The organism is Bradyrhizobium sp. th-b2, from assembly GCF_000426785.1.
Taxonomy (GTDB): domain Bacteria; phylum Pseudomonadota; class Alphaproteobacteria; order Rhizobiales; family Xanthobacteraceae; genus Bradyrhizobium; species Bradyrhizobium septentrionale.
The window spans coordinates 39,294-65,150 of sequence record NZ_AUGA01000017.1 but is presented as its reverse complement, the minus strand read 5'-3'; the positions used below and the strand labels follow the sequence as shown (position 1 = coordinate 65,150).

Annotated in this window: 30 protein-coding genes; 9 read left to right on the top strand and 21 right to left on the bottom strand. The window is 62.7% G+C overall.

All coding sequences use genetic code 11. The features are described from left to right. The first annotated feature begins 443 nt into the window (after positions 1 to 443). The 3 genes from K359_RS61380 (at position 444) to K359_RS0120955 (ending at position 2,152) form a co-directional block, all read left to right on the top strand. Entirely contained in the window at positions 444 to 641 is a 198-nt protein-coding gene (locus K359_RS61380; RefSeq protein WP_029081090.1) for a hypothetical protein, read from the top strand. A gap of 668 nt (positions 642 to 1,309) precedes the next feature. After that, on the top strand, positions 1,310 to 1,489 hold the full coding sequence (locus tag K359_RS0120960; RefSeq protein WP_029081089.1) for a DUF3606 domain-containing protein: 180 nt from the start codon (positions 1,310 to 1,312) through the stop codon (positions 1,487 to 1,489). Between the two features lie 459 nt (positions 1,490 to 1,948). Beyond that, positions 1,949 to 2,152 (top strand): hypothetical protein, encoded by a 204-nt coding sequence (locus K359_RS0120955; protein WP_245284678.1) that lies wholly within the window; start codon positions 1,949 to 1,951, stop codon positions 2,150 to 2,152. Between the two features lie 325 nt (positions 2,153 to 2,477). Here the strand turns inward: K359_RS0120955 and K359_RS61375 are convergent, their stop codons facing one another. The 11 genes from K359_RS61375 to K359_RS0120895 all read right to left on the bottom strand — a co-directional run bounded on the left by K359_RS61375 (position 2,478) and on the right by K359_RS0120895 (position 10,060). After that, on the bottom strand, positions 2,478 to 2,672 hold the full coding sequence (locus K359_RS61375) for a hypothetical protein (RefSeq protein WP_156928591.1): 195 nt from the start codon (positions 2,670 to 2,672) through the stop codon (positions 2,478 to 2,480). Continuing rightward, positions 2,669 to 3,544, bottom strand: a complete 876-nt coding sequence (locus tag K359_RS0120940; protein ID WP_029081087.1) for a hypothetical protein — start codon at positions 3,542 to 3,544, stop codon at positions 2,669 to 2,671. The genes K359_RS61375 and K359_RS0120940 overlap by 4 nt, the downstream gene beginning before the upstream one ends. Before the next feature lie 11 nt (positions 3,545 to 3,555). Beyond that, positions 3,556 to 4,920: a DNA-packaging protein gene (locus K359_RS52580; protein WP_084518464.1), complete on the bottom strand. Its 1,365-nt coding sequence runs from the start codon at positions 4,918 to 4,920 to the stop codon at positions 3,556 to 3,558. Further along, complete coding sequence (locus K359_RS0120930) at positions 4,907 to 5,572, bottom strand: hypothetical protein (RefSeq protein ID WP_029081086.1); 666 nt, start codon at positions 5,570 to 5,572, stop codon at positions 4,907 to 4,909. Before K359_RS0120930 ends, K359_RS52580 begins: the two co-directional genes overlap by 14 nt. A gap of 360 nt (positions 5,573 to 5,932) precedes the next feature. Beyond that, on the bottom strand, positions 5,933 to 7,045 hold the full coding sequence (locus K359_RS52575; RefSeq protein WP_051346243.1) for an AAA family ATPase: 1,113 nt from the start codon (positions 7,043 to 7,045) through the stop codon (positions 5,933 to 5,935). Then, positions 7,042 to 7,272 (bottom strand): hypothetical protein, encoded by a 231-nt coding sequence (locus tag K359_RS0120920; RefSeq protein ID WP_029081085.1) that lies wholly within the window; start codon positions 7,270 to 7,272, stop codon positions 7,042 to 7,044. Before K359_RS0120920 ends, K359_RS52575 begins: the two co-directional genes overlap by 4 nt. Next, positions 7,269 to 7,640, bottom strand: a complete 372-nt coding sequence (locus K359_RS52570) for a hypothetical protein (RefSeq protein WP_051346241.1) — start codon at positions 7,638 to 7,640, stop codon at positions 7,269 to 7,271. The genes K359_RS0120920 and K359_RS52570 overlap by 4 nt, the downstream gene beginning before the upstream one ends. Before the next feature lie 185 nt (positions 7,641 to 7,825). Continuing rightward, positions 7,826 to 8,068, bottom strand: a complete 243-nt coding sequence (locus K359_RS0120910) for a hypothetical protein (protein ID WP_029081084.1) — start codon at positions 8,066 to 8,068, stop codon at positions 7,826 to 7,828. Continuing rightward, complete coding sequence (locus tag K359_RS0120905; protein ID WP_035976842.1) at positions 8,069 to 8,269, bottom strand: AlpA family transcriptional regulator; 201 nt, start codon at positions 8,267 to 8,269, stop codon at positions 8,069 to 8,071. It abuts the gene before it with no gap. A gap of 73 nt (positions 8,270 to 8,342) precedes the next feature. Continuing rightward, entirely contained in the window at positions 8,343 to 8,807 is a 465-nt protein-coding gene (locus K359_RS0120900; protein ID WP_029081082.1) for a hypothetical protein, read from the bottom strand. Next, entirely contained in the window at positions 8,804 to 10,060 is a 1,257-nt protein-coding gene (locus K359_RS0120895; RefSeq protein WP_029081081.1) for a site-specific integrase, read from the bottom strand. Before K359_RS0120895 ends, K359_RS0120900 begins: the two co-directional genes overlap by 4 nt. A 461-nt stretch (positions 10,061 to 10,521) precedes the next feature. Here K359_RS0120895 and K359_RS57320 point away from each other — a divergent pair, with 461 nt between their 5' ends. Next, positions 10,522 to 11,886: a matrixin family metalloprotease gene (locus K359_RS57320; RefSeq protein ID WP_084518463.1), complete on the top strand. Its 1,365-nt coding sequence runs from the start codon at positions 10,522 to 10,524 to the stop codon at positions 11,884 to 11,886. A 93-nt stretch (positions 11,887 to 11,979) separates the two neighbouring features. On the opposite strand, the gene K359_RS0120880 is transcribed toward K359_RS57320, so the two are convergent. Both K359_RS0120880 and gcvA read right to left on the bottom strand, forming a co-directional pair. Beyond that, a complete protein-coding gene (locus tag K359_RS0120880; protein ID WP_029081080.1) occupies positions 11,980 to 12,192 on the bottom strand; it encodes a hypothetical protein in 213 nt (70 codons plus the stop codon). 249 nt (positions 12,193 to 12,441) lie between these two features. After that, positions 12,442 to 13,344 carry a transcriptional regulator GcvA gene (gene gcvA, locus K359_RS52560; protein WP_035976841.1) on the bottom strand — a complete coding sequence of 301 codons (903 nt, stop codon included), beginning with the start codon at positions 13,342 to 13,344 and terminating at the stop codon, positions 12,442 to 12,444. Positions 13,345 to 13,533: 189 nt separating this feature from the next. Between gcvA and K359_RS0120865 the strand changes: the two genes are divergently transcribed. The 4 genes from K359_RS0120865 (at position 13,534) to K359_RS0120850 (ending at position 16,898) form a co-directional block, all read left to right on the top strand. After that, complete coding sequence (locus K359_RS0120865) at positions 13,534 to 14,040, top strand: PaaI family thioesterase (protein ID WP_029081079.1); 507 nt, start codon at positions 13,534 to 13,536, stop codon at positions 14,038 to 14,040. A gap of 11 nt (positions 14,041 to 14,051) precedes the next feature. Then, positions 14,052 to 15,299, top strand: a complete 1,248-nt coding sequence (locus tag K359_RS0120860) for an MFS transporter (protein ID WP_029081078.1) — start codon at positions 14,052 to 14,054, stop codon at positions 15,297 to 15,299. A 6-nt stretch (positions 15,300 to 15,305) separates the two neighbouring features. Continuing rightward, complete coding sequence (locus tag K359_RS57315) at positions 15,306 to 16,061, top strand: AraC family transcriptional regulator (protein ID WP_029081077.1); 756 nt, start codon at positions 15,306 to 15,308, stop codon at positions 16,059 to 16,061. Between the two features lie 72 nt (positions 16,062 to 16,133). Further along, entirely contained in the window at positions 16,134 to 16,898 is a 765-nt protein-coding gene (locus tag K359_RS0120850) for a sulfite exporter TauE/SafE family protein (RefSeq protein WP_029081076.1), read from the top strand. Positions 16,899 to 16,945: 47 nt separating this feature from the next. On the opposite strand, the gene K359_RS0120845 is transcribed toward K359_RS0120850, so the two are convergent. From K359_RS0120845 to gatC, 7 genes are all read right to left on the bottom strand, one after another. Continuing rightward, positions 16,946 to 17,212 (bottom strand): hypothetical protein, encoded by a 267-nt coding sequence (locus K359_RS0120845; protein ID WP_029081075.1) that lies wholly within the window; start codon positions 17,210 to 17,212, stop codon positions 16,946 to 16,948. Between the two features lie 1,536 nt (positions 17,213 to 18,748). Continuing rightward, positions 18,749 to 20,236, bottom strand: coding sequence for an Asp-tRNA(Asn)/Glu-tRNA(Gln) amidotransferase subunit GatB (gatB, locus tag K359_RS0120835; protein WP_029081074.1), 1,488 nt, complete (start codon positions 20,234 to 20,236; stop codon positions 18,749 to 18,751). A gap of 130 nt (positions 20,237 to 20,366) precedes the next feature. Then, positions 20,367 to 21,728: a patatin-like phospholipase family protein gene (locus tag K359_RS0120830; RefSeq protein WP_029081073.1), complete on the bottom strand. Its 1,362-nt coding sequence runs from the start codon at positions 21,726 to 21,728 to the stop codon at positions 20,367 to 20,369. Positions 21,729 to 21,890: 162 nt separating this feature from the next. Next, on the bottom strand, positions 21,891 to 22,172 hold the full coding sequence (locus tag K359_RS0120825) for a hypothetical protein (protein WP_029081072.1): 282 nt from the start codon (positions 22,170 to 22,172) through the stop codon (positions 21,891 to 21,893). A 3-nt stretch (positions 22,173 to 22,175) separates the two neighbouring features. After that, positions 22,176 to 23,651, bottom strand: coding sequence for an Asp-tRNA(Asn)/Glu-tRNA(Gln) amidotransferase subunit GatA (gene gatA / locus K359_RS0120820; protein WP_029081071.1), 1,476 nt, complete (start codon positions 23,649 to 23,651; stop codon positions 22,176 to 22,178). After that, the gene (locus K359_RS0120815) at positions 23,648 to 23,878 is read right to left on the bottom strand and encodes a hypothetical protein (RefSeq protein WP_029081070.1); all 231 of its coding nucleotides are present in this window, start codon (positions 23,876 to 23,878) and stop codon (positions 23,648 to 23,650) included. Before K359_RS0120815 ends, gatA begins: the two co-directional genes overlap by 4 nt. 78 nt (positions 23,879 to 23,956) lie before the next feature. Continuing rightward, positions 23,957 to 24,244: an Asp-tRNA(Asn)/Glu-tRNA(Gln) amidotransferase subunit GatC gene (gatC, locus tag K359_RS0120810; protein WP_029081069.1), complete on the bottom strand. Its 288-nt coding sequence runs from the start codon at positions 24,242 to 24,244 to the stop codon at positions 23,957 to 23,959. A 367-nt stretch (positions 24,245 to 24,611) separates the two neighbouring features. Between gatC and K359_RS61365 the strand changes: the two genes are divergently transcribed. Then, on the top strand, positions 24,612 to 24,782 hold the full coding sequence (locus K359_RS61365; RefSeq protein ID WP_156928589.1) for a hypothetical protein: 171 nt from the start codon (positions 24,612 to 24,614) through the stop codon (positions 24,780 to 24,782). Here the strand turns inward: K359_RS61365 and K359_RS0120800 are convergent. Continuing rightward, complete coding sequence (locus tag K359_RS0120800) at positions 24,773 to 25,852, bottom strand: nitronate monooxygenase family protein (RefSeq protein ID WP_029081068.1); 1,080 nt, start codon at positions 25,850 to 25,852, stop codon at positions 24,773 to 24,775. The genes K359_RS61365 and K359_RS0120800 overlap by 10 nt on opposite strands. Between the last annotated feature and the right edge of the window lie 5 nt (positions 25,853 to 25,857).

Sequence of the window (25,857 nt, the reverse complement as noted above, 5' to 3'; positions counted from 1 at the left end):
GGCCATCTACCAGCCCGTTTGGTGCGGGACGGGCCAGGCTCGTCAGACGAACAAAGCAAATGCGGTAAGGCGACCGGGCAAAATCCCAGCACTACGGGCGGATCATTGAATCAAGCACGCGCCCCGTCAACCAGCATAAGTGAATTGCGTCTAAATAAATTGCCACTTTTTCCCGACGCTGCGCAGTTCTCGCTTGCCATACCGACGGTTCGGGTGTGCGATAGGTCGACCAATCTCGACTGACGCGGGACTCGCCAAGTGGCCCCGGCGACCGACCTTACAGGTCCCACAACAAGGTTGATGGGGCCCGCCTCCATTTGACGGGAAAACATACTCCGAATTTGACGGTCGCAGCGAAGTGACCGTCATCGTGGCTTAGTTTCTTGCATGTAATCGGTGACGGTACCGGCGCGAAAGCACCTCCGACAGCATAGGGGGCGTACATGGAAGAGCGAAAGATTGCGATGCTGCGCGTGCACGAGCAAAACATCGAGCGTTACCAAGGGTTGCTGCGCACCAAACTTAGCGACGTCGAGACTCACTTCATCGAACGGCGCCTATCTGAAGAGCGTTTCGCGATCGAGATGCTGAAATTTATGAGTCGCGGTGTGACGCCCGCGGCAGATCATCCGTTCGCATAAAGACGCCCGGACGTACCCCCGAGGTAGTAATCCGTTTGGGACGTGAACCATGGCACGCTTTGTGCTGACTCCTACATGTCGGGATTTTGCACATCCTTCCCGGGGCTAAATCAACGCCGCCAGCGAGCGTTTTAAGCCTGGCGGCGTTGCGCTGTTCGAAACTGATAGAAAAAAGGCCCCGCAAAACGGGGGCCAGTTGTTCCTATGCTGTCGGGTGTGACCGACGTTCTACGGTTAACATGGGTGGTTGCTCGCGGCCACAAGAATTGCCACTTTTTCCCGATCGAACGTTTCGAGTTCATCGGGACCATCCGATCGTCCATCAAGCGAAAACCGATTGAGATCCCGCCGGCAACCGCTCGCCAGTTTGCGGCGGACATGAAGGCCTATCATTCAGAACAGGATGACATCCCAACGCGACCGGATCGCGGTCGGCACTCGGCATATGTTGTTGCAGCACATGCCGGCCGGCACCAAGCTGCGATTGAGCGAGATCAAGGAATTGTTTGGGTTACTGCGATGAGCGAGCCCCTGCAGGATGGGCCCCGTGCCTGCGCCTTCCTGCGGCGGCGCCGGTGCGACCTGTCCAAGGGGCTTTCAAAACAATCTTGTTGCTAGGAACCTACAACTACGTCCGCAATTATTATCTTCTTTGGGAGAAGACCGAAGTGAGCCGCCTGACTCAAAAAGTGCAATTCGATAGGGCGAAGATCAATCTCCGCGACCCCCAACAAGTTAAATGCTGGACGCACGAACTCGGCGTCTCAACGGACGAGCTGCGAATGGCGATCGAAAAGGTAGGCGACTCCGCGGCGACGGTTCGCAAGGAGCTGGAAACGAAATCATGACCAGAGAACAGGAAGTGGCCAACGAGTGCGCCCAGGAAGCACGACGGCAGGCAGCGCTTCTTCCGCCGGGGCCCGTTCGCGATGGCATTGCTAGAGAAGGCGCGCCAATACGAACTTCCTTGTAACGCCGAGAATTTAGACGCCTCTAAGTAGGATTCGTCGCGTTCAAGATTCGGCGTTTTGCTCGACGCCCGTAGTCAACACCCCCCCTCATCATCGCAAGCACGAACTGATCTCCACTTGGGACGCGGCGGACGCATGAACATTCGTCAGGCCGGCGTCAGCTTCTCGGCTTAGAGAAATGGTACGCCATGCCGACCAAGCGTCACCCGGCTTAGGGACGCGGCATGAATTGTGCTGTTGATTGGCTGCAGGGAATTTCAATGTCCCGGTTCGGGAATAAACGGTCATCGGGTGTGTGTTTTTGAGACCGGTGGACCACCATTTTGGGAGGTATCGTTGCATTACACAGCGCTCCAACAAAACAGGTTTCTCATTCGGAGAGGAAGTAGCGATGACTGGATGGTTTATGATCGAGAACTCAAGGGGCCAGCGCAGCCAAAGAAAAACGGCCCATTCGCCGAGAGGCTGACCAAGGAACAGGCCGAACAACTGAAGCAGATGCTGACTGACGACTTGCCCGGCGCCATGAAGGCGGTATAGCCAAATTGGATACTGTTCCGCAGCAAAATCTGAAACGGACCGCGAACAGATGACAGTTTTGTAACTACTAAGGTCTATGAACAGAGTTGGGCATAGCGAACGCGGGGCGGCAAGAAAGCGGCGGCGCGATGAGTAAACTGAGCCCAATCTGAAATTCAACTTTAGCAACCGGACCTTACAGATCGGCCGCCGGCCGTCCTGCCAGAACGATCGGGCAACACCTCGCACTTGTCGATAAAATCGACGATAACGCCGTCTGAAAAGTACGATGCAGCATCTACCATCAGGTGGATGCTGTCGCGCAGCCGAACCATGATTGCCGCGCTCATTTTCTCGCACCGGTAACCTGAGTGATCGCCGCGCGCATGTTGTTCTTGGTGACGTGCGAAAGCGTGCCATTGCCAACCTGCTTCGTCAGAAGAGCGACGACTTTCGCCTCGAGATTCTGAACGCCAGCCGTGTCGCGGTCACCGGCCGCAGCGCGGATCATCGCCTTGTCGGGTTTAGAAAGCGCAATCACGCCGCGGTCCTTTCTGTTTGAATTCCGTTGCTCGCTGCATAGTCGTCGTAGCTGGCGAAGAAGACGCCAGTCTCCATTTCCTCCGGCGTCGGCTGCCGGCTTACCTTCCGGTCGAGGTCAACTACGACAGTGCGGTTGCCGTCCTTGCGGAGCCAGGCGACGCCGACCTTCGCTTCATGGGGTGCCGCCGCCTGATTGAACTGAACTGCTGTGGCCTCTGCCTCGCGAATGATCTCCTCGCGCGCCATCTCGATCGCACGCTCCGCGACCTCAATGCCTCGCTGCAGATCCTCAACTTCCTTGATGGTGTCGCCATGCAGGCGTTGCAGCTCGCGATCCACAAAATACTTGTGATCGTTGTCCAGGATGCCGGAGACGATCGCCGGCATCTCCGTGATCGCCTGCACCCACTCGGTGGGCAGGTTGTCCCGGTTCTTCGAGAGATACTGGTTGCGCTTTTCGTCGTTCATGCCAGCCAGGAAGCCGCGGATCTCCAGCCTGCGCAGGTAGCCAACCGCATCGGCCTTGTCGGTCTGCTGATCGAGCGAGACCCGGCCGCGCAGATCATCAAGCTCGCGCTTGGCCACTGCTATTTGCTGCCGGCTGCGCTTCAAGGACGGAGCATGCGTCGCGGCGAATGACAGCACATCAGCCTTCAATCCTTCGCTCGTGAACTTGCCGGACGAGGCCGATGCAGCCTTGCGTGCTTCGACTGCATCGACGGTGTCGAGCGCTCCCAGATAAGCTTTCTCAAGTCGGGCAAGCGTCGAGCCCGCTTTGGCCTCAAGCTCCCAGAAGCCGACATGCCGGCTGTTCTGACTCGTGAGTGACGATTTACGGATTGTTCGACGACCTTTGACGTTGGTGCTCACCGTGTGTCCTTTCAGTTCCAGCCGACGTAGTGGCCGGGTTTGGGTTTCTCGCCTTCCGGGAAAAGGCCCTGTCTCGGCTGCAAGCCGTAATGATCGTGCGGCTCGGAGCCATACGTACCGAAGGTGATCCTGGCAGCGACCGGCATGGTCATCAGCTCAGTGAGAGCCCACACGAGAGCGTCGGCACGATCTGGCGAGCCGTCGCCGCCGTAGCCTTCGCCAGTCATCGCCGCGAGTTGATCCTCAAGCTCAGTGAAATTGCCGGCGTGACGAACCCTGCTCTGCTCGTACAAGGCCGCGATCGGCTCGGCGCGCTGGATTTTGCCCCTGCTCGCCGTGACTTCGCGATAGGGCACGTTCGGATCGACAGTGCGGATGACGTGCTGCACCATTGCGCCGCCGAAGTTTCGTTCGGCAACGATGCGATCAGCCTTAAACTCACGGTAGGCAGCAACGGCCCTGGCGCCCCATATCGCAGGCGATGCTTTGATCGTGCGATCCGCGAGGATATAGCCAAGGCCATCAACACCGAGGCCGGCCACCACGATGCCAATGGCGTCTCCCCCGTCCTGCTGGCCGCTGGTGCCGGATGGGTCGATTGCGACGACAACCCGCCTCAGGCCGGGAACGGTGCCCGTGAACCGCGCGCGCTCGAGCATGTCACGGGTCCACAAGGCGCCCGCGACATCGTCCAGGATCTCGGCATTCAATTCCTGACGGCCGAGCCGCGTGCCCTCGTAGCGCTGACGCACCGCGGCGAGGAAGGTTGGCGCCAGATTTGCCTCGTTCTCGAAAGTCGAGCCGCGCGTTACCACGACGTCACGACCCTCACGGGCCAGGATCTCCTTCAACAGCTTGATCGGCCGCGGCGTCGTTGTGGCGAGCCAGCGCGGATGCTTGCCGAGCCGAAGCCCGAACATCAACATGTCCCACGTAGCCTGCGGGTCGTTCCAGGCGGCCAGCTCATCGGCCCACGCGGCATCGTGCTCAGGACCACGAAGGCGGTCAGCCTCCTCGCTGGAGAAGGTGGTCGCGATGGCGCCATTCGGCCAAGTCAGCCGGCGTTTGGAGGGCTCGTATTGCGGTCTATTCCACGGGGGCGCCATCCGCAGCAGGCCGCTTTGACCTTCGACCATTGTGTCCCGCGCGTCGGCAGCCGTGGGCGCCACCAGCGCAATTCGGCCAGCAGCGGCAGTCTCAACCAGCTCGTTCACCCAGCCGGAGCCGGTGAATGTTTTCCCGAACCCCCTGCCCGACATCAGGAGCCAGCCGAGCCAGTCACCCGGCGGAGGCAACTGCGACGGACGCGCCTTCGCACGCCAGCCGCCATCGGCCAGCGAGTCCGCCAGTCGTGAGGCGAGGCTAGGCGGCGACATGGTCGATTACCCGACTCGTGGACGGCCCTGGCAGCCCCGCTGGTGAGTCCTCCTCGTCCAGGTTGCGCAGTGCTGCCACGACGGACGCACGCGCATCAGGGAACGGCGCAAGGGCTTTGAGCATGGTGGCCTGCATCCGTAGGAAGGCGGGATGTTCGGCCAGGACGGCGATGTTGTTCGTGATGTTGACGCTATGGGCCATCGAGCCCAGCTCGCCGGTGACGCGGGCGATGGTTTCGAGCGTGGAGACTAGGCGACCGGCGATAAGCGCGGCGCCTCGTCCGTCGCCTGCTTCGTTCATGCTCGCAAGCTGGCCAGACAGCACCGTGCGGACCATCCGGAGATAGTCGAGGACGGAGTCGCCCTCGCTTGCCGCCTTCTCTGCCAGCTCGGCCAGTTGAGCCGGGCCACACAGGTAGGTTGCCTTCGTTTCCGCCGAGACGTGCTTGGACCAGTGGCGCCAGATCGCATCACGATCGACGCTGAACTTCTCGGCCAGGCTATCGAGGGAGGCCCCGCCAGCACGCAACAGCTCAATACGCCATCGTTCAGGATGGCGGCAGACCTGGCAGCGGTGGTTGGCGGGTTTGTCGCCCATGGGTGCGTAGCTTTCCGTACATCCGGGAAAGCCCGCTCGGTCATCGACCGCCATGGGCACATCGGCAGTGCCGATGCAGAGAATCTAGTGCGAAAATCTGTCGCGCGCAAGAGCTGGTTTGTGCGTAGCCTTGCGAGTAGCCGTCCAGTGGCGTCCGATAGCCCTGAAGTTACGAATATATTTTACAAAAATGGCGGACGGAGCATCCGCCGAGCGCCAGTCGGACGTTATATCGATAGCGCTACAACGGCCAAGCAGTGTCGCGGGCGCGATATGGGTGGGGCGTCCTATTTCCTTTCCGCGTGGTAACGTTTGGTAACGGTCACGGTACGGTTGGTCACGGGCGTTACCGGTAACGGAAGTAACGTAACGGTTCACCCCCCTATAAGGGGTGACCGGACGTTACCCGACCCGTTACTCACTCACCCTCCAAACGCCGGCATATTCTCTCACTAGGGCTTTGTCCTTCAGAGACATCCGGACGTCATACTGTCTCTGCTTCACGGTGATGCCCTGCTCCTTGGCAAGCTCGGTCCAGGCCTCTGTGCTCAATCCTGATGGGCCAGCATCGGCCAGCAGGCGGAGCATGACGCGCTGATTGGTGGAGAGCTTGGGTTCGCTTGCCTTGCGGCTCTGTGGCGGGGCCTTGGTAACTTCATCACTGTTGACGATGTTGACCGTGACCGGTTCCCCATCCTCGTCGGCGCCGAATTGATGGATCTCCGAGCCGAACGAAAAGAGCGGTCCCTCGGGGGCATCGTTTGCCTTGGAAACGGTGGCGGTCTTGACCGTATCACCGCCGATAGTCACCAGCATGTCAACGTCGCCGTACAGAGCATTAGAGCCGCGTGCCCCGCGAGTTTCGTCTTTGCCGGTGTGACCGATCAAGGCGATGTGGACGCCGCACAGTTCGTCTTTGATCCGCTGCAGGTTGGCGAACACCTTGCCCTGGTCTTTCGCGCTATTCTCATCTCCGCCGCCCGCGGCAATCATCTTGGCGAGTGTGTCGAAGATGAGCAGCCCAGCGCAATTGCAGCCCGGCAGAAGCATAAAATACTGTTCGGCGCGCCGAACCGCCTCCACGACGATTGGAACCGTAGCGGGGTTCATCATATCCAGCATGCCACCGATGACCACGATCGGAATTGGCTCGCTCTCCGGTAGGCCGAGCTTCTGACGATGGGCAATGAGCCGGCGTTTGACGAGATCGGCGCGCTCCAGAGCGAAGTATACGACGCCAACCGGCGAATCTGATGTCTTGCGGCCGAACCAAGGGCGAGCAAGAGCTATACTCACTGCAGCCGACGCCAGCAGTGCTGACTTCATTCCGCCGGGTGGCGCAATCCAGGCTGAAGTCTCGCCCCATCCTAAGACGCCTTTCACGAGATAGGCTTTGGCGCCATTTGCCTCATCCAGCCAAATCCGCTCCATCGGCTCGACCTTTAAAGCGTCCTTGTGTGGCACCCGTAGGGTGCGCAGGCGGTCACGTTTGGAATCTTCTTGCTCAACTGCGGCGATGACATTCATTCGCCACCTCGCATCAGTTCCGGATACACCAAGTCGAGTGCGCCCATTTCTTCCAGCCGAGCGTCAGCCTGTGTCGACGTGATCCGGTCATTCTTGAGCTGGACGCCGATTACTCGCGCCTCGCTGGCAAGCCACATAGAGCGGCTGTACATGAAGCGCAGACCGGCAAGCTGAAGCTGCTTCCGGATGGCGGGATCAGAGACCATAAGTCGATGATGATGGTTCATGCCGCGTCACCGTCAGGCCGGATGATGACGCGTTCAATCCGCAACTTATTCTTGTCGGCCGCCGATGCTATCTCGGCAGCCAGCTTGAGCGGTAGGACGACTAGCGGCTCGCTGCGATCCGCCCTGACAATCAGGATGTCCCGCTCGATCAGCCATCGATAGAGCTCCCTGAACCCATCCGCGCGACACTTAACCTCGACCACTCGATCGATGCCGACCACCGGCACCGTCAGGTCACCGCAATATGATCCGCCTGCAGATCCGGAGAGCGGCACGCGCTCCGCAGCGAACCCGCGCTGCTGAAGAAATTTGACAATCGCCCTCTCGGCGCGGTTGCCTTTATCTCGGGATTTCCTGCCGCCCTTCATGCTGCATCCCCGTGCAATAGAGGAGCAACGATCGACGCCATTGCGAAGCTGAGCGCACAACGGCGCGTCAGGCGGGAGGCTTGAAGTTTGAGCAGAGGTGCTTTAGATTCCGAAGTGTCTCGCCAGACACCATCATTCGGAATCGGGTCGCCCTCTCGGCGGCCCTTTTCTGTGTCGGCCATGAATCAGGCAGCCTCCGATTTCAGAAGTGCGGCGGCATCTAGCAGGCCCTGAACCAGCGCGAGGAGATAGTCGCGCCCAACGACGATGTGGCGCGGTGTCGGCTCCCAGTCATGATCGCGGTGGCGCTCGTAAACGCGAATTTCCGTCTTGGTGACCCCGTGAAAGTCCCTCAGCAGGATTCGGAATTGTTCACGGCCCGATTTCTGAATTGAGGCTACGAGCCGCTCTTGGTTGTTGAGGGCCATTTACGCGGCCTCCAAGACTTTACCGGCCGCCCTGAGGCGATCAGCCTTCCACTGCTCGACCTCGGCCGATACCCACGCGACGCATCGCTCCGTGAGTGGAAAGCTCTTCGGAAACTGCTTGGCCGCCATGAGCTCGTAGATCGAGCTGCGGCTAAGTCCCGTCTCTTGCTGCACCTTGGGAAGGCGCCAGAACTGCGACATTGCTGCAAATCCCTCAGCATTTGCGCCGGCCAATCCGACGCGATGCGGGGACGTTCACCGATTTCCGAATGAGTTACACCGACAACAATCGCGACGGTTTCTTGCTGGCTTTTGACCGGTTCAATTCTTGCTGAATCCTGACCTGGTGTTTCTGGAGAAGCTCGTCAGCTCGCGCCGAGGCGGGCATGTAGTTTTTTGCGCCGGGCTCGCCCTTGTCGCCCAGCCGAAACATCAAAATGACCTTATAGAATTTGATCGCGTCCTTGAGCTTGAGACGCTCCTTCGCCTGCAGCGCCAGAATCTCCGAGACGATCTTATCTGCCTCGGAAAGTTGCCGCTTGGCCGGCCTTCCCGGCCCTCTGGATTCCCACGATTGCTCGAGGAAATCAGCCAGAACCGCCTGATCGTCACCGGTCAGCCGGTAGTTCGGTGATCGGAGCATATCGATCACCACTCGGCGTGCCTTCCCGCGCCCGCTCGCGTCCGTTTTCTGATTGATCGACATGACCGCCGCGCGAAATCGCCAATCTTCCTTCATTGAACGCCTCGCATCGGAACGACATTTCCAGTCTTGGCGCGGCCCGCTGATGCGCAGTAGTTCGCCCAGTCCTGCATGAGCCGCCGTCGCCGCTCGAGCATATTGGAGCGCCTGTAGGCCGCCTCAACCTTGTCGCTGACCGTATGCGACAACGCGATCTCCGCCATCTCATTCGGATAGCTGGTCATGTCGCCGCACCAATCCCGGAAGGACGATCGAAAGCCGTGGACGGTGGCATAGTCGGGCTTGTACCCCATCCCCTTCAGCAATTCGGACATCGCTGCGTTGGACAGCCCGGCGCCCTCTTCGCCCCCTGGGAAAAGAAACGCTCCCTCGCGTGGTGTGGCCTCCAGAACGGCCATGGCCTGCTTTGAGAGTGGGACGACATGATCCCGCTTCCGGGTTCCCCTCTTTCCCTTCAGCCGCTCCTTGGGGACGGTCCAGAGCTTCGCTGCCCTGTCGATCTCGCCCACCCTGCCGCCGATCGTGTCGCCCGTGCGCGCCGCCGTCAGGATCGTGAATTCCAGGGCCTTGGCGCTGACGCTGTCGCGCGCCCGAAGCTTCGCCATGAAGTCGGGGATCTCGGCATAAGGCAGCGCCGGGTGATGTTCGACGGGCGCGACCTGCGACTTGGCAGGCAATACCTGATCGAGGTGGCCGCGCCATCGGGCGGGATTTTCGCCGGTCCTAAGTTCCAGAACCTTAGCGCGGTCGAGTACCTTCTCGATCCGACCACGGACCCGATTGGCGGTCTCCGTCTTTTCGGTCCAGATCGGCTGCAGGACCTTCGTGATGTGCGCCGTCTCGACCATCTGAACCGGAAGGTTCCCTATAACGGGATAGGCGTAGGTCTCGAGCGTGGATGTCCACTGGGCCGCATGTTTCGCGTTCTTCCAGCCCGACCTGTGTGCCGCTATGTACCCTTCGGCACATTCCTTGAACGTGAGTGCTTTGGCCTTCTCAGCCGCCTGGGCGGCCTTTCTGGCGTCCCGGTCTGCAATGGGGTCGATGCCATCAACCACCAGCAGATGCGCCGCGGCGGCCTTTTTGCGGGCATCTGCCAGTGATACACGGTCATAATCGCCGAGCCCCATCTTGCGAGCGAAGCCGGCTATCATAAACCGGAACACCCACGCCTTGGTCAGCGACTTGCTGACTTGCAAATAGAGCCCGTTGCCGTCACCGTAGAGACCGGGTTCCAAGTCGTTCTTTTTAGTGAAATTGACGGAAAGCTTGTTAGCAACGCGTCCCATAGGGAACCTTTCGCTGAACAATGCTACGCACAAATCGTGCGTGGAACGTACCGGAAACCTTCGGACGTGTACAGACTGCGATGGCATGAAAAGCACTTGAAAAACAAGGCTAAGCGGATGTCAGTGGATGGTGGCGGACGCTATCTCGAATCCCTCCGTCTCCGCCATCGACTTGGTTGTCCAGCCCGGAGACATGGGTGACGACCTCGTGCCGAACGGGTTGTCGGTGGGTTGCAAGGATTTCTGCTCCAGGTCGAAATATCCGAGATCGCAGTGCGTGAAGCTGACGAGTCAAGTGCCCTCGTCGTCCTCCTTGATGCCGAGTTTCTCGCCAGCCAGGACGGTTGATCTCACAGGAATTTATTTACCCTTTCGGCACCACAAATCGGTCGAAATAAAACTCCGGAAGCGAAGTACCGCGATACTCGTTTCCGGGCGCGACGCAACAGGCAGGAAGCTCCATGACTGATTATAACTTGGAAGGTCCCGTCTGGTCGTCGAAGACCATCACGTGGAGCTTCGCGACGGTCAATTTCTCCGGGCAGCCTGACACATTCTCAACGTTCTTCCAGCCCGGTGAGTATGAACGGGAAATCATCGATGCCTTGAAGCGATGGTCCGCCGTTGCCGATGTGACGTTCGTCGAGGTGGCGGATTCTGCGAGCGTCGACATCCGTTTCGGACTCGGGACTTTTGACGGCCCTTACGGGATTCTGGCTGAGACATCGTACTACTACTCCAACGGCGACTTTCTGCCTGATGTCACAGTCAGCTTTGACCAGGCTGAAAACTACACGTCGTCCTCCAGCGGTTTGACGCTTTCGGGAGGAATAAGTTTCGAGGCCGTTGCAACGCACGAAATCGGCCACGCATTGGGCCTCGATCATTACACCGGCGGCCCGGCGATCATGAACCCCTACGCCAGCGCTGATATAACCAACCTGACGCAGTCGGACATCGATGGCATTCAAGCGCTCTATGGACCGCCCTCGAACCAACCGCAGGTTCCTGCAGGTGACATTGTCACCAACGGCACGGCGGCGAATGATGTTTTGCTTGGAGGAAGCGCGGCCGATGCGATCTACGCGCTCGCCGGTAACGATTATATTTATGCCTACGGAGGCAACGACCTTCTGTTCGGTGGCGATGGCCTTGACGTGTTGCTTGGTGGGATTGGAGACGACGCGCTTTATGGCGGCACGGGCTTCAATTACCTTTTTGGCGGCGACGGCAACGATACCCTTTCTGGCTCGGGGGGAGCCTCGCCGTCCGATGTCAACGTGATGTACGGCGAAGCCGGCAATGACTTCCTCTATGGGGGAACCGGCACCAACTATTTTTACGGCGGCGCTGGCGCCGACACCATGTTCGGTGGCTCCGGTCTCAACATCTTCATCTCGTCAGGCGAGAGTGATGGAAACCTCATCTATGGGGGTTCGGGCCAGAACTACGTTTATGGTTCGAACGGCGGGGACACGGTGACCGGCGGCAGCGGCGTCGACGTTTTCCTTATGGGATCAGGCGCAGATGTAATCAGCGGCGGCGGTGGCGTTGATTATGCGTGGGGCGGCGGCGGCTCGGATACGTTCAACATCAGCGATGCCAACTCAGAGATCATGGTGATACAGGACTTCAACACAGGCGGTGTCCACGACATCTTGAGCTTCACCGGGACCTCCCTGCATTCCTTTGCCGATGTGCAGGCCGCCGAGTTCTATTCGCCAGGGATCAACACGACCATCATCACCGACGCGGCGGGCAACGCTGCCTGGTTGATCGGCCTCGCCCCCGGACAACTCAACGCCAGCATGTTCAGCTTCGCTTAGGAAGCTCGATCGCCGATGTTTGTCAGGCCGCGATGCACGGTGCGCCGCGGTCAAGGCAACGCCGTCGAAAGCATGAATTGAACCCCACCGACGTCAGCCGCCGCCGCGGGTGGACGGATCGAGATTTCGGTTCTCGCCCGGCGGGATCGGCCCGTAGCCCGGATAGACGTAGTGGCCCGGAGGAGCCACCTGCTCGCTTGGACCGGTGGTGACGTGCTGTCGCACGCGGCGGTGATGTGCCGTTGCGGCGTCGGCGGCGGCGCTCCACAGCATTGCCAATAGTCCCACCATCAAAGCAGCACGCATCGCCTTGGCTCCGGTTCTCCGTAATATGATGCGCCGACCGCAAGGCCGCCAGCGTTGGCGGCCTCACGATCGGTCACATCGACGGGATTGAGCCACGATCTGCGTCGCGCTCAGGCGCGCCGCATCCTCAGCAGCGGCCGCGGAAAGGCCTGCGCGCCGGCGACGCCGAGCAGCGCGAGGCCGCCGCCGATGACGTGGAAGGATCGGACCGGCTCGCCCAGCATCACGATCGCGGCCGCAGCGAGACGGCTATCGCTCCGCAGCCGCCGACTGGGCCATCGGCCCCAGGATCCACTCCCTAAACGCCGCGATCTTCGGAAGCCCCTGCCTGTTGTCGGGGCAGACGAGATAATACGCGAACTCCTCCAGATGCACGGTCTCGAGCAGCTGGATCAGTTCGCCGCTCTCGATCTCGTTTGCGACCATCGCCGCCGGCAACAGGCCCGCGCCCTGCCCGGTCAGCACCGCCTTCAGCAGCAGACCGCTGTCATCGAACGAGGGTCCGCGCGGCGTGCGCACCTCCGCAATGCCATTGGCCTGAAACCACAGGCTCCACCCCTTGCGATCGGCGTCATGCACCTGCGGCCAGCCGGCGAGCTCGCCTGAAGATGTCGGCCGCCCGAGACGCGCAACCAGCGACGACGAGGCCACCACCACCATCTCGACCGTGACGACGCGGTCGCTGCGCAGCCCCGGATAGCGGCCGAGGCCGTGGCGCACCGCGACGTCGACGCCGCTGCGCGAGAAATCGACCAGCGTGTTGCTGGTGACGATCTGCAGATCGATCTCGGGATGCGCATCCCGAAACGACGCCATGCGCGACACCAGCCAGGCCGACGCGAAGAACGGCGTGACGCTGACCGTCAGGGTGCCGACATCGGTCGATGCAGCGACGCGACGCGACGCATCCACGATCTGGCGAAACGCATTGCGGATCGACGGCAGATAGTCGCGCCCGGCGTCGGTGAGATAGATGCCGCGCGGCACCCGTTCGAACAGTTTGACGCCGAGATGGGCTTCGAGCGTCTTGAGCATCTGGCTGACCGCGCCCGGCGTCACGCACAGTTCCTCGGCCGCGAGCTTCACCGAGAGATGGCGGGCGGCGGACTCGAACGCCTTGAGCGCGTTCAGGGGTGGGAGCCGGCTCTCCATGATTTAGATTTTCTAATCTCAATCCCCCAGCAAATCTGGTTTGCCAACTCGGGGCTTCCGGGCGCTCTATCAGCCTATCCTATGGCTGAAAGCCGCGTCAACGCAGGGAAACCCGGACCATAAGAATTAGATTTTCTGATCCTTAGCTACGGCGTCCGACGCGGCATTCGGCCCCCATGGAGCAGCGACATGACTGAGGTTCCACACAAGCTCGCCCTGCATGAGATCGACCCGGGTGGCCACGCCGGCAGACTGGTCGATCGCATCAACGCGTCGCAGGTCGGCAGCCTGCCCGGCACATTGGAGTTTCAATGGCTCGAAGCAGGACGCGGCCAGATCCGCGGTCGCTTCGACATCGCCGCAAAACACTTCTCGCCGCACGGGCTGCTGCACGGCGCAAGCCTCGTCGCATTGGCCGACACCGCGTGCGGGTTCGGCTGCCTTGCGTCCTTGCCGGACGGCGCCATCGGCTTCGCCACCTCGGAGTTGAAGACCAACTTCATCGGCGCCGCGCGCGAAGGCGGCGTGAGCTGCGAGGCCCGTCTCGTTCATGGTGGCCGCACGACCCAGGTGTGGGATGCCGAGATCAAGAGCGAAGCGACGGGCAAGACCATCGCGCTGTTTCGCTGCACGCAGATGCTGCTCTACCCGCCGGGAAAGACTGGCGGTCACGCGGCACCGGGAGAACGATCGTGAGCAATGCCGCCATGCACGCCGGTTATCAAAAAGCAAAACCGTTCTACGGCTGGTATGTCGTCGCCGCAGCCTTCGTCGTGACCTTCATCGGCTTCGGCAGCGCCTACACTTTCTCGTCCTTCGTCGAGTCATTGCAGCGGGAGTTCGGCGCCTCGCGCGGCTCGGTGTCGCTGGTGTTCTCCTTTGCGGGCTTCCTGTATTTCGGCCTCGGCGTCGTCTCCGGCCCGCTCGCCGATCGCTGGGGCGCGCGCAGGCTTGCTGGCCTCGGAATGGCGCTGGTTGGTGTCGGCTTGGTACTGGCGGGACAGGCGGCGACCATCCTTCAGGTCTATGCCGCCTACAGCATCGGCATCGGCGCCGGCGTCGGCTGCGCCTATGTCCCGACGCTGGGCGCGGTGCAACGCTGGTTCGTCAGGCGGCGCGGTTTTGCATCGGGCCTCGCCGTCAGCGGGATCGGGGTCGGGACGCTGGTGATGCCGCCGCTCGCGACCTGGCTGATCACAAGCCTCGGCTGGCGTGATGCCTATGTCATGCTGGGCGTTGTCGCCGCCGTCGCCGGCATCGGAGCATCGCTCCTGATCGCCGACGATCCGCGCCGCTACGGCACAGGACCGGATGGCGATCCGCTTGAAGCGGTTTCCGGCGCGCCGCTGCGCCAGGGCGTCTCGATCCGCGGCGCGGTCAAGACCGCCCGCTTCGCCGGGCTTTATGCGGCCTGCCTGATCAGCGCGTTCGGGGTGTTCGTGCCCTTTGTGCATCTGGTGCCCTTCGCCGTCGACCATCAGGTGGCGCCGGCGCTCGCCGTGCTGCTGCTCGGGATGATCGGCGTCGGCAGCACCGCCGGCCGCTTCTTCCTCGGCGGCATCGCCGACCGGGTCGGCCGCGATGCGTTCCTGATTGCGATGTACATCGGCATGGCCGTCTCGCTGGCGATCTGGGCGATCGCCGGCAGCTTCTGGTTGCTCACCGTGTTCGCGCTGCTGTTCGGCGTATTCTATGGCGGCTGGGTTGCGATCCTGCCTGCCGTGGTCACCGACCATTTCGGCGGCCGCAATGTCGGCGGCGTCATCGGCATCCTCTACACCAGCGTCGCGGTCGGAACGCTGCTGGGACCGAGCGCCGCGGGCTTCGCCTACGACGTCAGCCACAGCTACTTCATTCCGGTGGCGATCAGCGCGGCCGCCAATGTGGTCGCAGCGCTGATCGCGATGGCGACGATTCGGACCTCCTCGCCGATCGCGTCAGTCGCGCAGCATTGACGCCTCATGAGACGGTCGCCGCTCGACCATGCTACGCTCGCGATCATGCACTTCGCCTCGCCCAATGCCTGGAATTACCGGCCAGCTGACGATGCCGGCATCGTCGAGCTGGCATCGTGGCGCGGTGCCGGCTCGCTTGGCCTCAGGCCGCATTTCCATGACGAGAGCCAAATCGTGCTGGTGCTGTCGGGGTCGCGCGCCTTCCGCATCGACGGCACGACCGTGACGGTGCCTGCGGGCCATGCCGCGCTCATTCCGGCGGGACTGCTGCATGCACCGATCGCGACACCGGACGAGGAAACGGTCTGCCTGAACGCGTATGTTCCGGCGGGCCGCACCTCCTCATCGCTGCGGGTCATCAGCGTCGGGGCTCGCTGGCAACGCGTCGACCAGATATTGCCCGAACAGATCCTCGAGATCGCCGACGACATCCTGTCCCGCGAACCGTCCCACTCGGCCGGCCTCGCCGACAGGACGACGCTCGGCGTCACCCTGACAGAAAGTGCCGGGCCGATCGGCGCCATCGCCGCAGGCTTCGGGCGAAGCCGCGAAGGCTTCAGCCGCATGGTGAGGCGCGAGCTCGGCGTCTCACCGCACGCCTTCCGGGTGCTGAGCCGGCTCAATCTTGCGCGGCAATTGCTGCGCGCGGGCGAACCGATCGCAGCAGTTGCGGCCGATACGGGGTTTTCCGACCAGAGCCACCTCACCCGCCTGTTCCGCCGCACCTTTGGAACCACACCGGGCGTCTACTGGCGCGATTGAAGCGGCGTCGCAGACGTTCCAGACCGTCCGGCGCCACACCCGCTAGCCTGTTCACCCTGCAAGGGGTGAAGGATGGACATCGAGACAAGTCTTCTGCTGCTCGCGGCCGGTGTCGCGGGAGGCATCATCAATGCGCTGGCGGGCGGCGCGACGCTCATCACGTTTCCGGCGATGCTGGCGGCAGGCCTGCCCGCTGTGATCGCCAATGCGTCGAATGCGGTGGCGATCTCGCCGGGGCATCTGATCGCCGCGCTCGCCGACCGCGGCAGGCTGCCGCCGCCGACACTGCGCACGATCAACTTCGTTGCCGCCTCCACGCTTGGCGGCGCAATCGGCGCCGGGGTCCTGTTGCTGCTCCCCGAGCGGCTGTTCGTGCTGCCGGTGCCGGGCCTGATCGCGTTTGCAACGCTGCTGTTTGCCTTCGCGCCGCAGATCCAGAGCTGGACCGTCGGGCGGCAGACGAGCGCGGCCTTGCCCTCGACCGGCGCGAGCAGTGCTGTTCTCGGGTTGGCGTGTGTCTATGGAGGTTTCTTCGGCGCCGGACTCGGCGTCATCCTGACCGCGGTGCCGTCGATCACGGAGCCCAACGACATCCGGGCGATCAAGGCGTTGAAGAACCTGCTCGCGACCTGCGTGTCGCTCGCCGCCACATTGATCTTCATCGTGCAGGGAGCGGTGCGCTGGCCGGAAACGTTGGTGATGCTGGTCGGCGCCATGATCGGCGGCTATGCCGGTGGCTATTTGATCCGGATCCTTCCCGCGGCCATCGTCCGGCAGTTCGTGCTCGTGGCCGGAGCCGTGATGACCGTGGTCTACGCCGCGCGCTACTGGTTCTAGATGGAGCGAGGGAGCCAAGGCTGGCTCCCGGCTCGATTTTGGTCGAGTTAGTGCGTCGTCATCCAGGCGCGGGCTTCGCGCTGGGCGGCCGCGATCTCGACATCGGACATCTGCTCGGCGACTTCGCGGCGGTGCGCGATCGCGTCGGTGCGTCCCTTGAGCGCCGCCAGGTTGAACCATTTGTGCGCCGCGACGAGGTTGACCACGCCGGAGCGGCCGCTCGCCCAGTACATGCCACGTTCGAACAGCACGTCCTGGATCGCAGTCGCAGCTACCGGGATGGCACTGTCCTGATCGATGACCCCCTGAAACATTGTCGTCATTCCCCTTTTTGTTGTTGGCCGCCCTCCCCCGAGCGCGGCCCCCGTCCACTGTTGAAACACCCTGTTATGTCAGGGCTGATCTATGGATCATGCCCCGCGCTGATCCCTGGGATCACCGCTCACCGTTTGCCGGCTTGTTGGGATGATCATGGCCCATCAAATTTGAAGAGCGGTTTAAGTATCGCGATGAACGGGATGTAAATCGGCGCCGCCAAGCGGGTTTCCCGGAATCGTAGAAGTGCCTGTGCCGCAGGCATTTCCATGCATTCGTGAACGCCGGTTTACCCTGGTGTTTTGGACAACGATAACCATCGCGGCCAATGGCCGACGCCGCCGGCCGCTCGCAGCGGCCATCCGTTTCAAACTTTTACGGAGGGGCCGCAGGGGGGCGCAGATCCCGGCCGACGATCCGCGGGACGTTGAGCGCGATCGGCGCGGGCGCAAACGAACGCGAGGCCGTGCGACCGAACGTCAATCCAGAACTGGAATGGGGAAATGGGTGCCGGGGCGCGAACTGCGCAGGCCGCCGGAACGAGGGGGTCGGCGAACACGTCAGGACCAGATTTCAACTCGGCATTCTCGCCGGTGAAATTGCGGAACCAAGCAGGCTCCGCACCGAACGAAGAAATCTCTGTTTCTTCTGCCGGACCGGTTTTGGGAAGGTTGCCCTCTCCGAAATTCGATCCAGCCGTTTGACCTGATGTCTCGCCGACACCCTCTTTCGTCAGCCAGAGCCTGGGGGTGGGATGTGCCTCTCAGCAGTCCGTCCGGTGGCTCTCGCGACGTGCCGGCATAAGGCCGCCGGCAATCCTCTCAAGGCGAGAGGGTTACTTCTTCTTGGCGACCTTGCGGGTCTTCTTCGCAGTCTTCTTCACTGCGCTCTTCGCCTTCTTCGCCTTCTTCGCCTTCTTTGCCTTCTTAGCCATGTTGCCCTCCGGTATGTGAGATGGCTCTCTACTTCGCTGCGTGCACTCGGGAATCGATATGCACTACTTCCCGAATACACCAACGGATTAAAAAAAACAGTGTCCCGCTTAAGGAAGTGTTGACGCAGCGATGGTCGTACGCGCAGCGCGCGTCGCCGACCAAATCGACGATGCATTCGCGCGACGATGCAAGAAACGCAGCAGCGGCCGACATCGGCATTTGTCAACGTTACAGGAAACGCCTTTATTGCAGGCTCTTTTTGAATTCGCATTCAGTCAATCAACGCGCGATCGTCGTTGCGTTGAGTCGCGAGCTGTGACGAAAAGCGGCGCGGCGCGGGCGCCGAGTCGCAACTTTTGGCAACGAAAAATATTTCGTGGGAAAGATGGCTTTCGCCTCGTTTGAGGTCATCCAGACCCGATTCCGGACGAATCGTGGCTCCGACGATTCGGCGCCGAGGAGCGTCGTCACCACCGCGGACGGAGGGTGTGAGCCAAGATCACGCCGCGTTCACGCGCGCGCGACGACACCAAAGGTGACGGGATGAGAGCATGATCCGGTTGGATCATGCGCCAAGGACAACATCATTGTCCTGTTCGTTCAGATGCCGAGCTTGGACTTCAATAGCTCGTTGACCGCCTTCGGGTTCGCCTTGCCGCCCGACGACTTCATCACCTGACCGACGAACCACTGAAGGGCAGCGGGCTTCGCCTTTGCTTGCTCGACCTTGTCGGGGTTGGCCGCGATGATGTCGTCGACCACCTTCTCGATCGCGCCGAGGTCGGTGACCTGCTTCATGCCGCGCGCCTCGACGAGCGCGCGCGGATCGCCGCCCTCTTGCCACACGATCTCGAACAAGTCCTTGGCGATCTTGCCGGAAATCGCTCCCTCGCCGATCAGATCGACGATCGCAGCGAGTTGCTCGGCCGACACCGGCGAGGCGGCGATCTCGACGCCTTCCTTGTTGAGACGGCCGAACAGTTCGTTGATCACCCAGTTGGCGGCAAGCTTGCCGTCGCGTGCCTTGTCCGCAAGACCTGACAGCACCGTCTCGTAGAACTCCGCGCTCTCGCGCTCGGCCACCAGCACGCTCGCATCGTAGGGCGACAGACCGAAGCCCGTAATAAACCGGGACTTCTTCTGGTCCGGCAGTTCCGGCAGATGCGCCTTGAGATCGTCGACGAAGGCCTGGCTGAACTCGAGCGGCAGCAGATCGGGATCGGGGAAGTACCGGTAGTCGTGCGCCTCTTCCTTGGAGCGCATCGAGCGCGTCTCGCCCTTGTTCGGGTCGAACAGCCGGGTTTCCTGGTCGATCGAGCCGCCGTCCTCGATGATCTCGATCTGGCGCCGCGCCTCGTACTCGATCGCCTGGCCGATGAAGTTGACCGAGTTCATGTTCTTGATTTCGCAGCGGGTGCCGAGCGCGGCCTCGCCGTAACGGCGCACCGAGACGTTGACGTCGGCGCGCAGGCTGCCCTTCTCCATGTCGCCGTCGCAGGTCCCGAGGTAGCGCAGGATCGAGCGCAGCTTGGTGACGTAGGCCTTGGCCTGCTCGGCGTCGCGGATGTCGGGCTTGGAGACGATCTCCATCAGTGCGACGCCGGAACGGTTGAGGTCGACATAGGACATCGTCGGCGACTGATCGTGCAGCAACTTGCCGGCATCCTGTTCCAGATGCAGCCGCTCGATCCCGATGGTGACGCTACGGCCGCCGTCGAGCTCGAGCGACACCTCGCCCTCGCCCACGATCGGCGACTTGTACTGGCTGATCTGGTAGCCCTGCGGCAGGTCCGGATAGAAATAGTTCTTGCGGTCGAACACCGAGCGCAAATTGATCTTCGCGTTCAGCCCGAGACCGGTGAGCACCGCCTGGCGGACGCACTCCTCGTTAATCACGGGCAGCATGCCCGGCATCGCGGCGTCGACCAGCGAGACATGGGTATTGGGTTCGCCGCCGAATGCGGTGGATGCGCCGGAGAACAGCTTTGAGTTCGAGGTGACCTGGGCATGGATCTCCATGCCGATCACGACTTCCCAATCGCCGGTGGCGCTCTTGATCAGTCTGTGCGGGGCGGCAGGTGCGGTCATGGGTCTCGTTGTCCGGATAAGGTGATATCTGGGAAGCATTGGGCTTCGCGCAACCGATCGCGCCAGTCAAGCCGCCTTGCGGCCCCCATTGCAGCCCCCTTGCAGCCCGCGCCGGCACGTGAGGCGCAGATTAAAGCCCTCGCCGGAACTGCTGATAGGCCTTGCTTGCCCGCAGCGCGTCGGCGCCGCCCACAACCAGCTGGTCGACCTGCTCGGGCGGCAGCGAAAGCCGCGTCGGAATAGCGTTCAGGATGCCGGCACGCTCCGGTCCGAGCCGGTCGAAGCCGAGCCGCTCGACATAGATCGCGACGTCGCCGCACTTCCAGCCGGCGCCGACGCCGAGCCTCGTGCGATCCGCCGCCGACAGGCCGCAGCGCCAGCGCTTCAGCTTGCCCGACCAGTCGTTGGCGAGCGCTGTGAACGCCGCGTAGCTCGAGCGCACGCTGGCATCGATCGCGGTGTCGGCGGCGGCCGACACCAGCTCGACGCCGTTCGGCCCTTCCAGCGTCTGCACGAAGTCGCCGGAGATGCCGCGGCCGGCGTCGACCACCAGGAACAGGATGCGCCTGAGCTTGGCTGCCTGCCGTTCGTTCAAAGGCTCGTACGGACGCTGGGCTGCGAGCAGCCCGATGCTCAGCCCCGACAGGCCGTAATTGTCGACGAGGCCGCCGTCGAGCAGTTTGACGTAGCGCATCGAGCCGTCGCGGTAGCGCGCCTGGGCCTCGGCGTAGGAGCGCAGCAGCGGCTGCGCGTTCGGATCGTTGCGCACCCGCTCGAGCCACGGCGGCAGCGGCGCCGCGCAGCCGCCGGGAAAGGTTTCCAGCACGATCGGCGCAAATGCCAGCGGCACCGCGGCGGATGCGGCGACCGCTTCGGCGATACGATAGGAGCGGATGTCGCTGCACAGCGCATCGAACGCCGTCTTGCCGAACACGAACGGCGTGCGGTTGTAGATGTCTGACGCGTTGATCCAGACCCGCGGGCGGCGGTCGTCGGGCAATGCCTCGAACCGCGCGCCATTGAACAGATTGCGATCGAGCCAGTCGGTGAACTGGCTGTCGTTGACGCCGCCGCCCAGCGCGCGCCCGATATTGCCGAGCGAGATCCGGGTCTTCAGTCCCTCCTCGGCGTTGCGCAGCAGGAAGCGCTCGCGGAACTCGTCGAGCGCGGCGCGCCGCTTCAACCCGAAATAGGCGGCGGTGATGGAGCCGCCGGACACACCGGAGACAAAGTCGACGCGGTCGAGCAGCGTCTTGGTGCCTACAGCGCTGGAGCGCGTGCGGTCGAGCTCTTCCAGCACGCCGAAGGAAAACGCCGCGGCGCGCGTGCCGCCGCCGGAGAACGACAGCGCAAGCAGCAGGTCGTCTTCATAGCTTGGCATGTCGCTGATGCCGTTGGTGTCGGCAGCCACGGCGCCGAGCGGCACATTGCCGGGCAGATTGTAGACGGACGCGCAGCCGGCAAGGCCCGCCGCCGTCACGGCCACCAGCAGCGCTGACAGCCATCCCCCTATCCCCGACCCACGCACGAATACTCTCTTGCCGCTGGCCCCCGCCCGGTTCCGTTAGCCTATCACGGCCAATCTGGGCGGCGGCATGGCGGCCGAAACAGGGTTAATGATCGCGGTGCCTCGGCACCGGCAAACTCAGGCGCTCTACGTCAAAAGCGTGGAAACGATCCGCTCCCACTCCGCCTCGAGCGAGTCCTTGGCAACCGGCTGATTGGCGTGGCGATACCAGTAGTCGGCATTGCCGAGATCGCCCTCGACGCGATGCAGATGGGCATGAACCCAGGCCGAGCTGGCGTCGCTGCCGTCCTTCACGAAGTCGTGCGCCTTGTGCCAGTCGCCCTTCTTCGCCCACCACATTGCCGCAAGTTGCGGCGACAGCGCCGCATCAGGCGCAGCGTCCGCGAGACTGGCGCGGAAATCCGTCATCGCTCACCACCATTTCGGCGGCGTGAAGCGGCCGGCCGCCTGTTCGATCACTTCGCCGAGTGAGAATAGCGTCTCTTCGTCGAACGGTCGACCGATCAGCTGCAGGCCGAGCGGCAGACCCTGCGCGTCCTTGCCCGCGGGCACGGCGATGCCGGGCAGGCCCGCCATGTTCACGGTCACCGTGAAGATGTCGTTGAGATACATCTCGACCGGATCGGCACCGCCCTTCTCGCCGATGCCGAACGCCGCCGACGGCGTCGCCGGCGTCAGGATCGCATTCACGCCCTTGGCGAAGCAGTCCTCGAAATCCTTCTTGATCAGCGTCCGCACCTTCTGCGCCCGCAGATAATAGGCATCGTAGTAGCCGGCGGAGAGCACGTAGGTGCCGATCAAGACGCGGCGGCGCACCTCGTCGCCAAAACCGTCGGCGCGGGTGTTCTCGTACATCTCGATGATGTTCTTGCCCGGCTCGCGCAGTCCGTAGCGCACGCCGTCATAACGCGCGAGGTTCGACGAGGCCTCCGCCGGCGCCACGATGTAATAGGCCGGCAGCGCGTATTTGGTGTGCGGCAGCGACACCTCGACGAGCTCGGCGCCGGCAGCCTTCAGCCATTGCGCGCCCTCGCTCCAGAGCTTTTCGATCTCGGCCGGCATGCCGTCGAGCCGATACTCCCTGGGAATGCCGATCTTCATGCCCTTCACGGACTTGCCGATCGCGGCCTCGTAATCAGGCACGGCGATGTCGACCGATGTGGTGTCCTTCGGATCGTGCCCCGCCATCGAGCGCATCAGGATCGCGGCATCGCGCGTCGTACGCGCGATCGGACCGGCCTGGTCGAGCGAGGACGCAAAGGCGACGATGCCCCAGCGCGAACAGCGGCCATAGGTCGGCTTGATGCCGACGGTCGCGGTGAACGCGGCCGGCTGGCGGATCGAGCCGCCGGTGTCGGTCGCGGTTGCGCCCATGCAGAGCGACGCCGCCACCGCCGAGGCCGAGCCGCCTGACGAGCCGCCCGGCACCAGCGTGGTGTTTGAGCCCTCGCGGCGCCACGGGTTGGTGACCGGGCCGAAGCAAGAGGTCTCGTTCGACGAGCCCATCGCGAACTCGTCATTGTTGAGCTTGCCGAGCAGCACCGCGCCGTCGCGCCACAGCTGCGAGGTCACCGTCGACTCGTAGGGCGGGGTGAAGTTGCCGAGGATTTTTGAGCACGCCGTGGTCCTGATATCGCGGGTCGCGAACAGATCCTTGATGCCGAGCGGAATGCCGGCGAGCGGTCCGCCCTCGCCTTTTGCAATTTTCTCGTCGACAGCCTTGGCCATCTCGCGGGCGCGGTCCGGCGTCTCCAGCACATAGGCATTGAGCACGCGCGCGGCTTCGATGGCGGCGAGATGCGCATCGGTCAGCTCAACGGCGGTGAAAGACTTGCCCGCCAGGCCCTCGCGGGCCTCGGCGATCGTCAGCGATGTCAAATCGGTCATTTATTGATCGGGCTGCAGAAGAAGGGAGAAAGGGTCTTGTCGTTGGCGGGGTCGTCCTGCCGCGCCTTGGCGTTTTCCTTGGCGCGCGCAGCGTCGAGCGCCTCGAGGTGGTCGAGCACGGCGTCGATCGCCTCGTTGGGATCGGCGACCTTCCCCTTGCGCTCCATCACATCGAGGAAGTCCAAATAGGCCTTGTAGGCCTTCTCATCGTCGCAGAGCAGACACATCGGACTTTGTCGCTTTTGTTTGACGCGTTTTCTTCACGCGAACCGGTATTCACTTCGCTCGAAAACGCGATGCTAGAGTTACTCGACCACCTTCGGCACCAGGAAGAAGTGGTTCACGGTATCGGGCGCATTGCGGACGATGTCGTCGGCGATCTCGCCGTCATTGACCAAATCGGCGCGCTTTTTCATCTCCATCGGCGTCACCGAGGTCATCGGCTCCACGCCGTCGATATTCACTTCCGACAGCTGCTCGACAAAGGCCAGCATCGCGTTCAATTCCCCCTGGAGATGGGGAACTTCGGCGTCGCTGACCGCGATCCGTGCCAGATGGGCGATGCGGCGGACGGTCGTGGCGTCTACGGACATTATATAGGGCCCCAAGGCTGAAAAGGTCAGCCCGCCGTATAGCAGAGGCCGGTTTTGCGCCGCAACCGCGCCGGGCGCGCGGCTGGCCTCAGCCCCCCTGTCGGACGGCCGGTCAGGCGCCCGGCAGCCGACGATTCCGGCGGCAAAACCCGCGACGAAACCACTTTGCGGACCCGGCGCAGTCGTCCTGAAACATTCGCGGCGCCTACTCGCCTCAAATAGAAAAGTACGGGAGTCCGTCATGTCGATGCGTGAGACCACCCCCCAGCCGGGAGGCTGGGACCCTGCCCTCTGGTCGATCGGTACCGCGATCGGTGTCGCGATCCTTTACGTGGCCTGTCTGGTCTGAACGAGACGAGAAATAGCCATGTCCCAAGCAAAAATTCTGCAGGACAAGGCCGAGATGTTCGAGCGCCGCGCCGAAAGCGCCACGGATCCGATCTCCCGGCAGCACTACAAGGAAATGGCCGCGCATTATCGCAGGCTTGCGACCGAGCATCTGGAGATCAACCAGAGCGAGCCCGCGCGTCAGGCCTGAGATAGTGCCCCCATCCGCGCCAGCGCGGCGCCGGCCAGCGCCCGGGTCAGCTCGGCTGCGGGCATTTCCTTGCCCATCCGCACCGCCTGCCCGGCCCACAGATTGGTGAAATCGACCTTGCCCTGTTTCTCGGCAGCCGCCTTCAGCGGGCCGAGCGCGGTCGCCGCATGCGGGAATGCCGGCGCGTCCGGTGAGATCGGGCCGACCTCACGCATCACGCGGTTGGCGACGCCGCGCGCCGGACGGCCGGTCATCACATTGGTGATGACGGTCGATTCGTCGCTGGCCTGCGCCAGCGCGATCCGGCCTGCCGCGGTCACCTTGGACTCCGGGCAGCGCAGATAGGCGGTGCCGATCTGCACGGCGGAGGCCCCGAGCGCGAACGCGGCCGCGATCCCGCGTCCATCCGCGATGCCGCCGGCCGCGACGACCGGCAGCTTCACCGCATCGACGACCTGCGGCAGCAGCGAGAACGTGCCGGGCTGCTCGGCGATGGTCCCGGTCAGGAACATGGCGCGATGGCCGCCGGCATCGGCGCCTTGCGCGATGATCACGTCGACGCCGTTCTCCTCGAGCCAGATCGCCTCCTTCACGGTGGTGGCCGATGACATCACGGTCGCACCCGCCGCCTTCACCCGCTGCAGCAGTTTTGCCTCCGGCAGGCCGAAATGGAAGCTGACGATTTCGGGCTTCAGCTCCTCGACCACCGCACAGAATGCCGCATCGAACGGCGCACGGTTCGCGGCGTTGATCGGCGCATCCGGATCGAGGCCGTGTTCGCGATAGTAAGGCGCGAGCCGCTGTCGCCATTGCGCCTCGCGCGCCGGATCGGCGTCGACCGCCTTGTGGCAGAAGAAGTTGAGGTTGATCGGCGCTGACACGCGCTGGCGGATGATGTTGACCTGCTCACGCGCCTTCTCGGCCGACAGCATCGCACATGGCAGCGAGCCGAGCCCGCCGCCCTGTGCCACCGCGATCACCAGCTCCGCATCCATCACGCCGGCCATCGGCGCCAGCACGATCGGGAACTCGGTCTTGAAACGATCGATCAATCGACGGTCTGGCCACATGGTGT

Excerpts from the sequence above, each read along its gene's own strand:
- K359_RS61380 (WP_029081090.1), top strand. The coding sequence starts at position 444 with ATGGAAGAGCGAAAGATTGCGATGCTGCGCGTGCACGAGCAAAACATC.
- K359_RS52580 (WP_084518464.1), bottom strand. The coding sequence starts at position 4,920 with ATGTCGCCGCCTAGCCTCGCCTCACGACTGGCGGACTCGCTGGCCGAT.
- K359_RS0120930 (WP_029081086.1), bottom strand. The coding sequence starts at position 5,572 with ATGGCGGTCGATGACCGAGCGGGCTTTCCCGGATGTACGGAAAGCTAC.
- K359_RS52575 (WP_051346243.1), bottom strand. The coding sequence starts at position 7,045 with ATGAATGTCATCGCCGCAGTTGAGCAAGAAGATTCCAAACGTGACCGC.
- K359_RS0120920 (WP_029081085.1), bottom strand. The coding sequence starts at position 7,272 with ATGAACCATCATCATCGACTTATGGTCTCTGATCCCGCCATCCGGAAG.
- K359_RS52570 (WP_051346241.1), bottom strand. The coding sequence starts at position 7,640 with ATGAAGGGCGGCAGGAAATCCCGAGATAAAGGCAACCGCGCCGAGAGG.
- K359_RS0120910 (WP_029081084.1), bottom strand. The coding sequence starts at position 8,068 with ATGGCCCTCAACAACCAAGAGCGGCTCGTAGCCTCAATTCAGAAATCG.
- K359_RS0120905 (WP_035976842.1), bottom strand. The coding sequence starts at position 8,269 with ATGTCGCAGTTCTGGCGCCTTCCCAAGGTGCAGCAAGAGACGGGACTT.
- K359_RS0120900 (WP_029081082.1), bottom strand. The coding sequence starts at position 8,807 with ATGAAGGAAGATTGGCGATTTCGCGCGGCGGTCATGTCGATCAATCAG.
- K359_RS0120895 (WP_029081081.1), bottom strand. The coding sequence starts at position 10,060 with ATGGGACGCGTTGCTAACAAGCTTTCCGTCAATTTCACTAAAAAGAAC.
- K359_RS57320 (WP_084518463.1), top strand. The coding sequence starts at position 10,522 with ATGACTGATTATAACTTGGAAGGTCCCGTCTGGTCGTCGAAGACCATC.
- K359_RS0120880 (WP_029081080.1), bottom strand. The coding sequence starts at position 12,192 with ATGCGTGCTGCTTTGATGGTGGGACTATTGGCAATGCTGTGGAGCGCC.
- gcvA (WP_035976841.1), bottom strand. The coding sequence starts at position 13,344 with ATGGAGAGCCGGCTCCCACCCCTGAACGCGCTCAAGGCGTTCGAGTCC.
- K359_RS0120865 (WP_029081079.1), top strand. The coding sequence starts at position 13,534 with ATGACTGAGGTTCCACACAAGCTCGCCCTGCATGAGATCGACCCGGGT.
- K359_RS0120860 (WP_029081078.1), top strand. The coding sequence starts at position 14,052 with ATGCACGCCGGTTATCAAAAAGCAAAACCGTTCTACGGCTGGTATGTC.
- K359_RS57315 (WP_029081077.1), top strand. The coding sequence starts at position 15,306 with ATGAGACGGTCGCCGCTCGACCATGCTACGCTCGCGATCATGCACTTC.
- K359_RS0120850 (WP_029081076.1), top strand. The coding sequence starts at position 16,134 with ATGGACATCGAGACAAGTCTTCTGCTGCTCGCGGCCGGTGTCGCGGGA.
- K359_RS0120845 (WP_029081075.1), bottom strand. The coding sequence starts at position 17,212 with ATGTTTCAGGGGGTCATCGATCAGGACAGTGCCATCCCGGTAGCTGCG.
- gatB (WP_029081074.1), bottom strand. The coding sequence starts at position 20,236 with ATGACCGCACCTGCCGCCCCGCACAGACTGATCAAGAGCGCCACCGGC.
- K359_RS0120825 (WP_029081072.1), bottom strand. The coding sequence starts at position 22,172 with ATGACGGATTTCCGCGCCAGTCTCGCGGACGCTGCGCCTGATGCGGCG.
- gatA (WP_029081071.1), bottom strand. The coding sequence starts at position 23,651 with ATGACCGATTTGACATCGCTGACGATCGCCGAGGCCCGCGAGGGCCTG.
- K359_RS0120815 (WP_029081070.1), bottom strand. The coding sequence starts at position 23,878 with ATGTGTCTGCTCTGCGACGATGAGAAGGCCTACAAGGCCTATTTGGAC.
- gatC (WP_029081069.1), bottom strand. The coding sequence starts at position 24,244 with ATGTCCGTAGACGCCACGACCGTCCGCCGCATCGCCCATCTGGCACGG.
- K359_RS61365 (WP_156928589.1), top strand. The coding sequence starts at position 24,612 with ATGTCCCAAGCAAAAATTCTGCAGGACAAGGCCGAGATGTTCGAGCGC.
- K359_RS0120800 (WP_029081068.1), bottom strand. The coding sequence starts at position 25,852 with ATGTGGCCAGACCGTCGATTGATCGATCGTTTCAAGACCGAGTTCCCG.